The organism is Polaribacter sp. Asnod1-A03 (assembly GCF_045063585.1).
Classification (GTDB): domain Bacteria; phylum Bacteroidota; class Bacteroidia; order Flavobacteriales; family Flavobacteriaceae; genus Polaribacter.
The window spans coordinates 3624465-3638079 of sequence record NZ_JBEFOE010000009.1; the positions used below are offsets into that span (position 1 = coordinate 3624465).

A 13615-nucleotide genomic window follows, 5' to 3' on the forward strand; every position below is an offset into this window, starting at 1 on the left:
ATAATAATTAGTGTTTGTAAATACCTATATATAGGTAATTTTGCAAAAGATTTTTTACAGTTTTTTTATCCTTTAAAAGTTAATTTTTATAGTGATATATTAATTTTTTAAATTTAAAAACATTATAGAATCTCTTAATAAATGGTATCTTGCATACTGTAATAGAAAAGAAATAAAATGAAAATAATCGTACCAATGGCGGGGATTGGTTCTCGTTTAAGACCTCATACTTTAACAGTGCCTAAACCTTTAACAGTTATTGCTGGTAAACCAATAGTACAGCGTTTAGTAGAAGATATAGCTTCTGTTATTGATGAAGAAATTGAAGAAATTGCCTTTGTAATAGGTCCTAGAACAAAAGGTTTTCCTTCTGATACAGAAGAACAATTATTAAAAATAGCGAAAGAATTAGGAGCAAAAGGTTCTGTATATGTGCAAGAAGAAGCTTTAGGAACTGCACATGCAATTTATTGTGCTAAAGAGTCTTTAAGCGGACCTTGTGTTGTTGCGTATGCAGACACATTGTTTAAAGCAGATTTTACTTTAGATGTAAACGCAGACGGAGCAATTTGGGTGAGTAAAGTAGAAAACCCAAGTGCTTTTGGTGTAGTAAAGTTGAATGATGGTGTTATTACAGATTTTATAGAAAAACCAAAAGAATTTGTTTCTGACTTAGCAATTATCGGAATTTATTATTTTAAAGATGGAGATAAATTATTAGAAGAAATTCAATATCTAATAGATAATGATTTAAAGGAAAATAATGAATATCAACTTACAAACGTTTTAGAATCTTTAAAAGAACAAGGTGCAAAATTTGTGCCTGGTACTGTAAGTGCTTGGATGGATTGTGGTAAGAAAGAACCAACTGTAGATACAAATAAACAAACATTAGGTTTTGAGCATAATGCAGGTAATAATTTAGTTTCTGATGATGTTGTTTTAGAAAATTCAGAAATTATTCAACCTTGTTTTGTGGGAGAAAATGTAGTTCTTAAAAACACTAAAATTGGCCCTTATGTTTCTATAGGAAAAAATAGTTTAGTTAAAGATTCTACCATTGTAAACTCTCTTATTCAAACAAATGTAGAAATCTCTAATGCAAATTTAGACAATGCTATGATTGGTAATTACGCCAAATATAATGGGGAATTTACTTCTGTAAGTATAGGTGATTATACAGAATTAACATAAATGATATATAGAATTAAGATAAAAAAATTAGAAGAAAAGAGAGGTATTTATAAATATAAATTAATTCTCTTTTCTTTATTCTTTGTTCTTTTTTCTATGAATTGCGTATCGCAAGACAGTATACCAATTGCTAAAGATTTAACAGAAGAAAAAGAGTTGAATTTTCAGCAATATTTTTTTAAAGCTTTATCAGAAAAATCGATTGGAAACTACCAAAAGGCCTTAGAAAACTTAGAAAACTGTAACCAGATTATATCAAACAATGTTGCTGTTTTTTTTGAATTTTCTAAAAATTATTTTTTATTAAAAAACACCTTATTAGCAAAAGAATACATTAATAGAGCTTTAAAAAAAGAACCAAATAATATTTGGATGTTAAAACATCTGGTTAAAATAGAACTTAAAGAGAAAAATTTTTCTGAAAGTATTTTAATTCAAGAAAAAATAGTTGCTTTAGATGCAACAGAAAGAGATTTACTTATAAAGTTATATTTGCAAAATAATGAGTTAGAAAAATCATTGGCTTTATTAAACATTATGGAAAAAGAAAAAGTACTTTCTCCTAGTTTAAAAAGATTAAAAACAGATTTAGAAAGACCCAAAAAAGAGGTTGTTTTAAAGAAGCAAATAGATGAAGAGTTTTCTTTATTAGAGCAGTTCGAAGCAAATAAATCTTATGCTATTTTAAAAGAAATTCTATTAACTTCTAAAGATAATTCTGAAATTTTAAAATATAGTAGTGAAGGAATTTCTCTTTTTCCTGCACAACCTTTTGTATATTTAATGCAGGGAAAAGCATTAAATTATAAGAAAGAATATAATATTGCGTTAACCACTTTACAGAGTGGTATTGATTTTGTTATAGAAGATAAAATGGAAGTGGATTTTTACAAAGAAATGGCAAAATCTTACAAAGGTTTGGGTAACTTTAAAGAAGAAGAAAAGTTGACCGATAAAATTAAAAAAATGAAAATTTAAAATGAAAATTCTAAAATATTTTACGCTGTTTTTAATCTTATTTACTTCTTGTAAATCAAACAAGAATTTAATGGATACAAATATTATCGCCAAAGAAATGTCGGCAAAAAAAGTAATAAGAAAACATATTTCTTCAGGTTTTGACAAAGAATCAGTCGACGCAAAGTTTAAAGCAAACTATAACAACGGAAAAGTAAAACAAAGTATCTCTGTAAGTTTAAGAATGGTAAAAGATGAGGTGATTTGGTTAAAAGGAACTAAGTTTATTACTGTATTTAAAGCTAAAATAACACCAACTTCGGTAAGTTTTTACTCTCCTTTTGCAAAGGTTTATTTTGATGGAGATTTTACATTTATAAAAGATTTATTAGGTGTAGATATCAATTTTAACCAACTACAAAATTTATTTTTGGGTCAATCTTTAATCAATTTAAAAGACGAGAAACAAAATATAAATATTGAAAACAATTCGTACGTTTTATCACCGGAAATTCAAGAAGATTTATTTGATATTTTCTTTTTTGTGAATCCAGCACATTTTAAATTAGACAAGCAATCTGTTGTAAATTCTGCTAAAGAACAAAGATTAGATGTCTTTTATCCTTCTTATAAATTGATAGATAATGTGTATTTTCCTCAAGAGATTCAAATAAATGCGAAAGAACCAAAGAAATTTACAAATATAGATTTTGTATTAAAATCTGTAGTATTTGATGAGGATGTAGATACGTCATTTAAGATACCAGAAGGTTATAAACAAATTGAATTGTAGTGATAAATAAAAAGCTTTACATATCAATTTTAATATTTTTATTCAGTTTTTTTGCTGTTATTGGTCAAACAAGAAAGCAATTAGAAGCACAACGTATAAAATTAAATAAAGAAATTAAGCAGGTGAATTCCTTGTTATTTAAAGAACAAAAAAAGGAGAAAAACGCTTTAGAAGAATTAAAAGATTTAAATAAAAAAATTGAAGTTAGAGAGCGATTAATTGCTACTATTAATTTAGAAGCAAATGCACTTTCTAAAGAAATTAGAGCTAACGAAAGAAAATTAGATAAATTAGAAAAAGAGCTTAAAAAACTAAAAGAAGATTACGGAAGCATGATTTTAAAATCATACAAAAGTAAATCTCAACAAAGTAGAATTATGTTTTTGCTTTCTTCTCAGAATTTTTATCAAGCTTATAAAAGATTAGAGTATATGAAACAATATACTGCTTATCGAAAAAAACAAGGAGAAGGTATTGTTATCCAAGCAAAGGTAGTTGAGAAGTACAATGATTCTTTGTTTTATCAAAAACAAATAAAAGACACGTTACTACTTGCTCAAAAAAATCAGAAACAAGAGATTGAGGATGATAAAAAGAATCAAGAAAGATTAATTTCTTTAATAAAAAAGAAAGGAAGTAAGTACAAGCGAGATTTAAGAAAAAAGATTGTTGAAGAAAAAAGAGTTACTGCAAGTATAGATAAATTAATTAAAGCTGAAATTGCTAAAGCAAATAAAGTTGCAAATTCTAAATTAAAAACAAAACCGAAAGCAGTTAAGAAAAATGAGTTTGTTTTAACGCCAGAGGCAAAGGCTTTAGCGGCAAGTTTTGAACAAAATAAAGGAAAATTACCTTGGCCGGTTGGCGAAGGTATTGTTGTTAGAAGATTTGGTACACAACCACATCCTTCTTTTCCTGGAATTACAATAAATGGTACAGGTTTACATATTGTTACTAAAACAGGTAGCTCTGCCAATGCTATTTTTAATGGAACGGTTTTAAATATTTTAGTAAGTAAGGAGGGAAGGAAGAATGTTTTAATACAGCATGGTAATTATATAACTTCATATAATAATTTAGAATCTAGTTACGTAAAAAAAGGAGAAAGAGTAGGCACAGGACAAAAAATAGGTCAGATTTTTACAGATAAAGTTTCTAAAAAGACAACTTTAATTTTTGTGTTATTTAAAAATACAACAAGATTAAACCCTGCTTCTTGGATCTTAAGAAGATAAATTTTATTCAGAATAATACCTAATATTTTTCTGAAGTATAATAGAGTTCGGTAAGGTAATTAAATCTTTTTCTGGTGTTTTTAAGGTGATAAAAAAAGCACCAATATCTTTTATTTCTCCAGTAATATTGTTGTCTTTTTCTAGAACTGTAATAGAGTCTCCTATTTTTACGGGGTAATTAATATATAAAATAACGCCTGCTGTAATATTAGAAAGTATAGACCATTGTGCAAAAAAGGCAATCCCTAAAATGGTTAAAAAAGAAGAAACATATATTAACAATTGTTTTTCGTCTACACCCCAAAGAAAAGAGATAAATACAATTACGGTAATGTATATAAGTACAGTAATTATTTTATTAGTAACTAATATTCTAGCCTCTTGAAACCCAAATTTTATCTGAATTCTTTTAAGCGAATTAGTTATTAATAAACGGACAAAAAACGCAACTATAAAAATAGCTACAGATGTTATTATTTTATAGTGGTCTAGTTCCATTTTGTATTTGTTATTTTATAGAAAAACTTTTTTTAAGGCACTTGCTTCTTTTGGATCTAACCTTCCTGCTAGTACCAGACTCAGCTCTTTACGTCTTAAAGCATCTTCAAAACGAGTTTTTTCTATTTCTGTTTCTGGTATAATTTGTGGCACTTCTACAGGTTTACCAGTTTCATCAACAGCAACAAAAGTATAAATACCTTCATTAACTTTAGTTTTATGTCCAGATTGTCTGTCTTCTATCCAAACATCAACATAAACTTCCATAGAAGTTTTAAAAGCCCTAGAAACCTTGGCTTCTACAGTAACTACACTTGCTACAGGTATGGCTTTACTAAAAGCAACATGGTTAACAGAAGCAGTAACAACAAGTCTTCTAGAGTGGCGTCTTGCAGCAATACTACAAGCTCTATCCATTCTAGCAAGTAACTCGCCACCAAAAAGATTATCTAAATAATTAGTTTCACCAGGTAAAACTAAATCGGTAAGTACTGTTAATGATTCTAGTGGAGTTTTTGCTTCCATGAATAATAATTTTGGCAAATATAAGAATCGCTAATTTAAAGAAAACCTTTAAACTGTTAAAGAAACTTCAATTAATTTAAAGTTTCATCCAATAACCAAGCGTCTTTAGATGTTGTTTTTTGAATCTTGTAAAGGTTATTAATCGCATCGTTACGCTTAACATAGCTGCTAAATACAACTTGTATTAATCCCCATTTATTAGTGCCAATTATAGAAGCATCAAACCCTTTTGCTTTTAATTGGTTTACTTTTGTTTCTGCATTTTCTATAACTTGAAAAGCACCAGCAACAATATGATAAGGTTTGTAAACCTCTTTAACAACATTTAAATCTATTGTTGGTAAAGGATTAGAAATTACAAATGTAGCTGCTTGAATTTTTTGTTGTATTGCTTTTTCTTTTTTTGCAAAAACTTCTTTTTGTTGATTATTTTGATATCCATTATAACCAGCAACACCTAAAGTTAATAAAATTGCCGCAGTAGCTGCATATTTAATAAAAGCAGGTATTACTTTTTTGTCTTCTTTAACAGGTACATTAGCTACTAATGGTTTTACTACAGCTTGCTCTTTTAATCTAGGGATTGCAGTAGATTTAACATTAGTTAAACCAAAAGATTCTGTTAAATAATTAACGGTTGTATTTGGTTCAAAAATAATTTGTTTGTTTTCATTTAAAGTTAAAACACCTAAATTATCTATTTGTATTGCACCAGATTGTAGTTGATTTTGCCATTTAATTACAGATAAAGAAATTGCAGAAGAAGCTTTATCAAAAGAAGTGTTTTCTGCAGAAGCAATATAATTAGCTAATAAACCATCGTTATGTTTTAGATGACTGTTAAATGTAATTTGTTTTGTAGGCGGATAAAAAGTTTGCATATCTCTATCCATCTTAGCACCAATTCTTGTGGTTACAAAACCGCCAAAATCTGGTACAATTACGCAATCGTATCTGTATAATAAATCGTTTATGTATGTAGCTAAATTCATTGTAGCAAATATAGATATTATGCTGTTTTGTAAAACAATTTCTTAACAATTTTATCAACAATTATTTTATATATTGGTATTCAAAAAGTTATCAATTTGAAAGAAGAAAAACTACTTGCTATCTTAAGAATGCAGAAATGCAAGGCTATTGGAGATATTTTAGCAAAGAAACTTATTGTAAATGTGGGAGATATAGAACAAGTTTTTAAAGAAAAACCTGTTGTTTTATCAAAAATAAATGGAATTGGTTCTCATGTTTTAAAACATCTTTTTGATCAGAAAAACATCAATTTAGCAGAACAAGAATTGTTTTACATCAAAAAAAACAAAATTTCTTATTCTTATTTTCTAGATGAAGATTATCCTGAAAACCTTCAGAATTGTATAGATTCTCCTATATTTTTTTTTAAAGATGGTAATTTAGATTTTACTAATAAAAATATCATTTCTATTGTTGGTACAAGAAATATGAGTTCTTACGGAAGAGATTTTTGTAATAATTTAATAAATGAATTGGCCGAATACAATCCTACAATTATAAGTGGTTTTGCTTATGGAGTAGATATTTGCGCGCATAAAGCTGCGATAGAAAATAATTTACAAACCATAGCTGTTTTAGCACATGGTTTTGAGCAGATTTATCCCAAAGTACATAAAAAATATATAAATCAAGTAAATGAAAACGGCGGTTTTATAACAGAGTTTTGGAGTGAAGAGCAACCTTTAAGGGAAAACTTTTTAAAAAGAAACCGAATAGTTGCTGGTATTTCTAAAGCAACAATTGTAATAGAAAGTGCAGAAAAAGGAGGTTCTTTAGTAACGGCAGATATTGCCAACTCCTACAATAGAGATATTTTTGCTTTACCGGGTAGAGCAACAGATATTTATAGCAAAGGCTGTAATAACTTAATTAAAAATAATCAAGCAAACTTACTAACCTCTGCAAAAGATATTGTAAAAATGTTAAATTGGGATTTAAAGGAAAAACAAACACCACAAATTCAAAGGCAATTATTTGTAGAATTAAATGAAGACGAACAGAAAATAAATGATTACCTTCATTTAAATGGTAAACAAGTTTTAGATATTATTTCTTTAGAGTGTAACATTCCTATCTATCAATTATCTTCTATATTGTTACAAATGGAATTAAAAGGGGTTCTAAAACCTTTGCCAGGAAAGATGTTTGAGCTTGCTTAATATTGCTTATTTTTGAAAATATGTTGAAATCCGAGAAAAAATTAATGTCAAAAAAGAAACCCTCATTTCCTGTTAATGAAATGTTGAGTGAATATTTAAAAAAATATAAGAGGAATGTTAAAATCCCAATTTTTTATGATGATTTATTACGTTTTCAAGGTTCTGTAACTGTTTATGATAAAAATGATGAAGACACACTTTGGATACGTACTTATTATTCTGAATGGGATAGAATAGAAATAGACAAAAGTTTAAAAAAAATATACATGATGTTGCTTTCTGATGGAAGTGATGAAACTTTACCTTTTTTAAATGTAGATGCTATAGACTTTTGTACATTCGGTAACTCAAAACCATTTAGAATAAAAGTAAGAAATATCTTAAACGATAATTACACGTATTTTTATGTAAAAAAGGCAGATGCTTCTAGAGTTTATGGTTTAGAATTAGAGCACATATTATCTCCGCATAATATTAATTTTTTGGTGTACAAAGACACTTTAATAGAAGAGCATATTGTTGGTATTCCTGGAGACGATTTTATAAAAAATTTCTTACCAAAATGTACTGAATCAGAAAAAACACAAATTGCCAAAGAATTTGTAAAGTTTAAAGAGCGTTGCCTAGTTCGTTTGCTGGGAGATATGCGTTCTTATAATTATGTAGTTACACCAACACACGATTTTTATCATATTATTTATAAAATTAGAGCGATCGATTTCGATCAGCAATCTTTTGAAGGTAATTTAAAAGTTTACAATCTTCAGTTTATGAAAGAAAACTTTAAGATGGTAGAAATGGTAAGTAAAAAACTACAAAATAGCTCTATAGAACAATATAAAATAGAAGAACGTTCTTTTATGGCAAAGCGTATGATTACAACACCAAGAAGAACAGAATGGTTAATTAAATGTATGAAAAACGATACCATTTCTTACCCAGAAAATGTAGCATTGTTAAAAAAACATTTAATAAAATATGTAGGAGACGTTAAGTTTAAAGACTGTAATAATATGGGAGAAATTTTAGAAACTATTTTATCTTTTGTAAAACGTAATTATTTAGATATCCGTAACAAAGATTTGTTTTAGAAGCTATTTCCTGCTTTCCATTATATCTTTTTTTAGTTCCTCAAAAAAGGATGTCATTTCAATCATGGCTAGACTTGCTTGTATACGAATTCTTTTCTTAAACGTTATTCAACTATAAAAGTAATTGGTAAATTATACTTTGTTTTTACAACTTTACCTGCGTGTTTACCAGGGGTAAATTGTGGTAATTTTTTAAATATTTTTAGAACTTCTTCTTCTATTATAGAATAAGGAGTTCTAATTTTAATGTCTGTTACAAATCCTTTTTTGTTGATATTGAATTGAGTATAAATTTTGTATTTACCTTCTTTTAAATCTAATTTCTCTACAAGTTTGCTGTTAAAATTTTCTCCAAAAAACTCTTTGATATTTTCAGAGAAATCTTTTCGAGTATTTTCTTCAGAATCTTTAAATTTTGGTGGTTCTTCAATAATAAGTCCCATTATAATTTCTTCTTCTTCAATTTCAATAAGCTCAATTTCTCCATCGGTTTGCAGTTCTTCAACAATTTCTCCTATAGTAACAATTTCTATAATTTCATTTTTTTTTTGAATTAGTATCACAAAGTGAAATTCCAGTTGTACTTGAAGGTGGAGGTACAATATTTTTGTTAGAAACAAGAGTTGTATCTTTTTCAATTGGTTCTTTTAAAGAATCGATTTCTTTATTAATTTTTTCAATTGTATCAACAACAATAACTTTTTCAATTTTCTGTTTTTTTCCATCAGAATATTGGCAACTAAAAAGTGTCGTTCCCATGACAAAAAATAAAGCTAAAATAAATAGCTTTTGAAAAGATAATTCCTTGTTAAAAGTAACTTGAGGAATTTCAATTGTAATACTATCTAATTGTTTTTTATAAAAATGACCACAAACTCTTTCTTCTTTATTTTTTACTAAATAATCTGCAATTTCTTTGGTGGATTTTTTTGTAAAATCAATTACTGTTTTAGAGCAAGAACTACAAAACCTTCCTTTCTCTTTTGGTGTCATTTCATTCCAGTTTTCATGACAAGGTTTTGGTATTGTAATCTTAAATTTAGAGTTCATAATATCGGATTTACAAAAGCTAAATCAAAACAGATGCCAAAGTTAAAACTTTGTTAAAAAACAGATTATATGAATAAAAAAAAGAGGTACAAGAATTAATTCTTGTACCTCTTTTTTATTGAGTGTTTTGGGTTTACCAAGCACCAATAAAATGACTTCCGGTAGCATTTACTAACTCAGCACCTTTTGTAACTTCACCAGTTTCTGTGTCTATTACATAAATGTTTCCATTTTGTCCTACAGAAGCAGCTGTAAAGTAAATCTCAGTACCTTCAACTGCAAATCCTTGGTATTGGAACATTTCCATATCTACATCATAAGGAATTTCATTAATTTTTGTAGCAGTTTTAGCATTTAAATCTACCAAAGCAAAATAGCTTTCACCTCTTCCTGCAAGTCCTTCTTGAGAATCATCATGACGGTAAGCTAATACTGCTTTTCCGTTAGAAGCTGGTCTCCAAGCTAACACATATGCTCCTGTTACACCTAAAGCTGCATCTAAATTAAATTCGTAAGAATTATCATATTCATTATCTGCATCAATTTTTAAAATGTAAGAACCTTCTGGGTCACTTTGGTTTGCTTGGTAAACACTTCCGTTATATTCAAAAGCATTTATACTTCGGTAACCATTAGTGTTTCCGTGTCCTACAGTAGAAGTTATTACTGTTGGGTTTAATAAAGAAGGATAATCTAATACAATTGTTTTAGATCCTAAAATTTCGTAATCGCTGTCGCTTTCTACAGTTGTAGGATCTACTTTACTTAAACGAGCACCAATATATAATTTGTCTCCTGCTTCATTTAAAGTAGGCATATCAATTCTAGAAATATAATAACCAGCAGCTTCTTCTTCATCACTTAAAGGTACACTATGTTCTTGAAAATTATTGATTAATGAGTTTTCTAAGTCTAAAGTTACTACACCAATTGTAGCTTCTGTACGTAAGTATGTATCATCTGTTGCATCGTCAGGAGTTTCGTTATCATCAATTTCATGTTCTGTAGAAACATAAACTGCAGATCCTGTTTGGTCTCCGTCAAATAATTTAATCCATCTAGGAGCTGTACCTACATATTCTGAGATACTAACTTCTGTACCTGTTTGTGTAAAAGTTTGTCCGCCTTCTACAGTATATTTTGTGTAGATTCCTCCAGTATCTCCAGCATAACTAATGTTAAAGATAGTACTACCATCTTCAGAAGCTTGTAATCTTGCCGTTCTGTTTGATGGAGCAACAAATCCATTTTCAAAAGGATCAATAGAAACACTTGGGTCTTTAGCATCTTCACTAGTAACAGCGTAAATTAATGTTCCACCATTACCATCTCCAGGTTCTTCTCCCATTTTGGCACCAGCAATAGTTATCCATCTAGTGTCTGCTACGGGTGTTGGGTCTGGATCAATAGGGTCATCATTAACATCACTACAAGCATTTAATAAACCAAATGTTAGTATTAAAGCTAATGCTTTATAATTTAGAATAGTTTGTTTCATTTTTTAGTATTTAAAAGTTATGGAATTAAAATTTATTTATTGAGTAATTAAGTTTCAGATAAAATGCACGCCCTGGCTTTTGTACAGATAAATTATCGTAAGCAGCTTTGTCAAAAATGTTTTTAGCATCAAAACTTAGCACAAAATTTTTCTTAGGAAACGTATAACTAAGACCAAAGTCTTGTATAAATTGTTTAGGTATTAAAAATTTTTCTTGACCTATGGTGTTGGATCCTTGTGGCACTATATAAGAGAATTCATCTGTAAAATAAGCGTTATAAAATAGGTTTAAACGGGTGTTTTTTTGAAAGATGTTTTTTAATGAATAACGCAAAGAAGTATTCATGGTAAATAATGGTGTATTAGGTACATCTACAGTAATACCTGCTGTATTTCTTGTCTTTAAACTTAAACGTGAAAAGTTAAAGTTAAACCCAAAATTATTATTGTAAGTATAATTTATCTGAGCTTCTATTCCTTTAGAAGTACTTTTCTGATCAAAATTTGAATATTGAACCAGCTCATCATTTTCCCATCCATCTATATCAAAACCTATTAAATTTTTTATGTTTCTAGAAAAAAGATTTGTAGAAAGAACTAAGCCATGTTTTTGAATGTGAAATTTTCCAAAACGAAAACCTAAATTATAATTATGGCTAATTTCTGGTTTTATTGTTAGGTTTGCAATGGTATTATCTCCTAAATCTCCAAAAACTTCTGTTTCGCTTGGCAATCTTACTGCTTTTTCTGTAGAAGCTAAAACTGTTAAGTTTGATAAAATAGAGTAAGATGTAGCTAGCCCGTATCCGTTATAATTTTTATTACTTTGGTATATTTCATCAATTATCTCGGTTTCTGCTTCATTCCATTCAGGTGATGTGTTTAAAACTTTTTGTCTGTAATGTTTACCAAAAATATTAGCTTTAAGTTTATTGTTAAAAGCATTTATTTCATAACTTAAAGAAAAAATGTTTTTGTATAAATCGCTTGTTTGTTGAAACGTGTTTTCTAATAAAGAAATCATTTCATCAGTGTCTTCTCTATCCACGCCACTATAAACATGGTTTAGTAATATTTTGTGTTGTTTGTTAATTTTGTAAGAAATACCCGATCTTATAGAGGCTACATTTCTTTTAATATTTAGTAAAGTAGGTCCGTTTTCACTTTGCGATCCCCATGTATACTCAAATTCATCACCTTTGTAATCAATAGCTCTTTCTCCTGTCCAACTATAAGCAATTGCAGTTGTATCATTTACAACACGATCTCTTTTTCCATACAAACCATTTACATTTATGTCTAAACCTTTAACAAGAAAATCCTTTTTTAAGTAGGTTAAATTAGTAAGTAAAGCATCAGATTCTAAAAATCTACCTTTATAAGGTGTTGTGTTTACAAAAGCACCGTGTTGTACTTCTTTGTAATCATCAGAACCAGTAATGCCTATAAAAAATTGATCAGCCCACTTTACATCTGTATACCCTAATTGTAGCATACCACCTATAGATCTGTAAGCATCATTAAATCTTCTGGCTGTAATAAGTGTTTGTACACCTCCTAAACCTTTATCAACAATAGTTTTTCCACTAATTTTATAATCATTATCAGAATAGTTATAGAAACCCGAAGTTTTAATTGTAAATCCTGAGTTTTTATATCGATATAATCCATTTACGCTTGCTTGAAAAGTGTTGAAAGAACCATAAGAAACAGCAGCATTTAAATTTGTTTTTACTCCTTTTTTCATCACAATATTAATAGCTCCACCTAATGCATCATCGGCTAAATGACCAGGAACAACACCTTTGTAGACTTCAATATTCTCGATCATAGAAGGAGGAATACTGTTTAAGCTAAAAGATGATCCGTATACAGAAATTGGAATTCCATCAATAAAAATACTGATAGATCTACCAGATAAACCATTTAAAGAATATTCTACATTAGAACCTAAACCTCCATTTTGTCTTAATTTTACACCAACTGTAGTGTTTAGCAACTCATTAGTTTGTATGTTTCTAATACTAGCTTCTTTGGTTTCTATAATATTTACAACAAAACCTTGTGTTTCTTTTTTTGTTTTGGTTGTTTTAGAAGTAATACGTACCTCTTTTAATTGATTTTTTATCAATCCTAAGGTTAGGTTTACTTCTTTTTTTGTTACATTTAAAAGTAATTTAACCTCTTTCTTTTTTGTGTTTAAAGAGTGGAATTGAATGGTGTGTTTGCCATAAGGAACCGATTTTATATAAAATTTTCCATCAAAATCGGTAATCGTTTCTTTGTAAAAATTATCCCCTTTTATAACTACAAATACATCTATAGCAGGTTCATTATTATTAAGGTTTACTTTTCCATAGATGTCTCCCGTTTGAGCGAAAACAGAGCATGATAAAAAGAAAAATACAAATATTCTTAAAAAAGGCATGTGTTTTATTTTTTGACAAATATACCTTTATTTGTAATTAATCTAAATAAGTATAATAGAATTAATGAATTATTGTTTTAACAGTTTTTTAATGAATTAACAATAATTTATAATTAGTCTAATTAATAATAATTAAACAAATTGGCGTTATTTT

General features: G+C 28.4%; 13 protein-coding genes. 6 read left to right on the forward strand and 7 right to left on the reverse strand.

The window, feature by feature from the left end; all coding sequences use genetic code 11:
• The first annotated feature begins 177 nt into the window (after positions 1-177).
• From ACJJVY_RS16280 to ACJJVY_RS16295, 4 genes are all read left to right on the forward strand, one after another.
• A complete protein-coding gene (locus tag ACJJVY_RS16280; RefSeq protein ID WP_405611310.1) occupies positions 178-1194 on the forward strand; it encodes a sugar phosphate nucleotidyltransferase in 1017 nt (338 codons plus the stop codon).
• On the forward strand, positions 1195-2172 hold the full coding sequence (locus ACJJVY_RS16285) for a tetratricopeptide repeat protein (RefSeq protein ID WP_405611313.1): 978 nt from the start codon (positions 1195-1197) through the stop codon (positions 2170-2172).
• Between the two features lie 70 nt (positions 2173-2242).
• Positions 2243-2944 (forward strand): DUF4292 domain-containing protein, encoded by a 702-nt coding sequence (locus ACJJVY_RS16290; RefSeq protein WP_405611316.1) that lies wholly within the window; start codon positions 2243-2245, stop codon positions 2942-2944.
• Positions 2944-4179 carry a murein hydrolase activator EnvC family protein gene (locus tag ACJJVY_RS16295; RefSeq protein ID WP_405611318.1) on the forward strand — a complete coding sequence of 412 codons (1236 nt, stop codon included), beginning with the start codon at positions 2944-2946 and terminating at the stop codon, positions 4177-4179. Before ACJJVY_RS16290 ends, ACJJVY_RS16295 begins: the two co-directional genes overlap by 1 nt.
• A gap of 3 nt (positions 4180-4182) precedes the next feature.
• Here the strand turns inward: ACJJVY_RS16295 and ACJJVY_RS16300 are convergent, their stop codons facing one another.
• The 3 genes from ACJJVY_RS16300 to ACJJVY_RS16310 form a co-directional block, all read right to left on the reverse strand.
• On the reverse strand, positions 4183-4677 hold the full coding sequence (locus ACJJVY_RS16300; protein WP_405611320.1) for a mechanosensitive ion channel family protein: 495 nt from the start codon (positions 4675-4677) through the stop codon (positions 4183-4185).
• A gap of 15 nt (positions 4678-4692) precedes the next feature.
• Positions 4693-5202 carry an acyl-CoA thioesterase gene (locus tag ACJJVY_RS16305; RefSeq protein ID WP_405611322.1) on the reverse strand — a complete coding sequence of 170 codons (510 nt, stop codon included), beginning with the start codon at positions 5200-5202 and terminating at the stop codon, positions 4693-4695.
• Positions 5203-5273: 71 nt separating this feature from the next.
• On the reverse strand, positions 5274-6194 hold the full coding sequence (locus ACJJVY_RS16310) for an SPOR domain-containing protein (protein ID WP_405611325.1): 921 nt from the start codon (positions 6192-6194) through the stop codon (positions 5274-5276).
• Positions 6195-6290: 96 nt separating this feature from the next.
• Here ACJJVY_RS16310 and dprA point away from each other — a divergent pair, with 96 nt between their 5' ends.
• Together dprA and ACJJVY_RS16320 are read left to right on the forward strand one after the other, a co-directional pair.
• Complete coding sequence (dprA, locus tag ACJJVY_RS16315) at positions 6291-7394, forward strand: DNA-processing protein DprA (RefSeq protein ID WP_405611328.1); 1104 nt, start codon at positions 6291-6293, stop codon at positions 7392-7394.
• A 23-nt stretch (positions 7395-7417) separates the two neighbouring features.
• Positions 7418-8485: a hypothetical protein gene (locus ACJJVY_RS16320; RefSeq protein ID WP_405611698.1), complete on the forward strand. Its 1068-nt coding sequence runs from the start codon at positions 7418-7420 to the stop codon at positions 8483-8485.
• A 104-nt stretch (positions 8486-8589) separates the two neighbouring features.
• Here the strand turns inward: ACJJVY_RS16320 and ACJJVY_RS16325 are convergent, their stop codons facing one another.
• The 4 genes from ACJJVY_RS16325 to ACJJVY_RS16340 form a co-directional block, all read right to left on the reverse strand.
• Positions 8590-9048 (reverse strand): energy transducer TonB, encoded by a 459-nt coding sequence (locus ACJJVY_RS16325; protein WP_405611331.1) that lies wholly within the window; start codon positions 9046-9048, stop codon positions 8590-8592.
• The gene (locus ACJJVY_RS16330; protein ID WP_405611334.1) at positions 9023-9535 is read right to left on the reverse strand and encodes a hypothetical protein; all 513 of its coding nucleotides are present in this window, start codon (positions 9533-9535) and stop codon (positions 9023-9025) included. Before ACJJVY_RS16330 ends, ACJJVY_RS16325 begins: the two co-directional genes overlap by 26 nt.
• A 133-nt stretch (positions 9536-9668) precedes the next feature.
• Positions 9669-11033: a hypothetical protein gene (locus tag ACJJVY_RS16335; protein WP_405611337.1), complete on the reverse strand. Its 1365-nt coding sequence runs from the start codon at positions 11031-11033 to the stop codon at positions 9669-9671.
• 25 nt (positions 11034-11058) lie between these two features.
• On the reverse strand, positions 11059-13461 hold the full coding sequence (locus tag ACJJVY_RS16340; protein ID WP_405611340.1) for a TonB-dependent receptor domain-containing protein: 2403 nt from the start codon (positions 13459-13461) through the stop codon (positions 11059-11061).
• Positions 13462-13615: the final 154 nt, after the last annotated feature.

Excerpts from the sequence above, each read along its gene's own strand:
- ACJJVY_RS16280 (WP_405611310.1), top strand. The coding sequence starts at position 178 with ATGAAAATAATCGTACCAATGGCGGGGATTGGTTCTCGTTTAAGACCT.
- ACJJVY_RS16285 (WP_405611313.1), top strand. The coding sequence starts at position 1,195 with ATGATATATAGAATTAAGATAAAAAAATTAGAAGAAAAGAGAGGTATT.
- ACJJVY_RS16290 (WP_405611316.1), top strand. The coding sequence starts at position 2,243 with ATGGATACAAATATTATCGCCAAAGAAATGTCGGCAAAAAAAGTAATA.
- ACJJVY_RS16300 (WP_405611320.1), bottom strand. The coding sequence starts at position 4,677 with ATGGAACTAGACCACTATAAAATAATAACATCTGTAGCTATTTTTATA.
- ACJJVY_RS16305 (WP_405611322.1), bottom strand. The coding sequence starts at position 5,202 with ATGGAAGCAAAAACTCCACTAGAATCATTAACAGTACTTACCGATTTA.
- ACJJVY_RS16310 (WP_405611325.1), bottom strand. The coding sequence starts at position 6,194 with ATGAATTTAGCTACATACATAAACGATTTATTATACAGATACGATTGC.
- ACJJVY_RS16330 (WP_405611334.1), bottom strand. The coding sequence starts at position 9,535 with ATGAACTCTAAATTTAAGATTACAATACCAAAACCTTGTCATGAAAAC.
- ACJJVY_RS16335 (WP_405611337.1), bottom strand. The coding sequence starts at position 11,033 with ATGAAACAAACTATTCTAAATTATAAAGCATTAGCTTTAATACTAACA.
- ACJJVY_RS16340 (WP_405611340.1), bottom strand. The coding sequence starts at position 13,461 with ATGCCTTTTTTAAGAATATTTGTATTTTTCTTTTTATCATGCTCTGTT.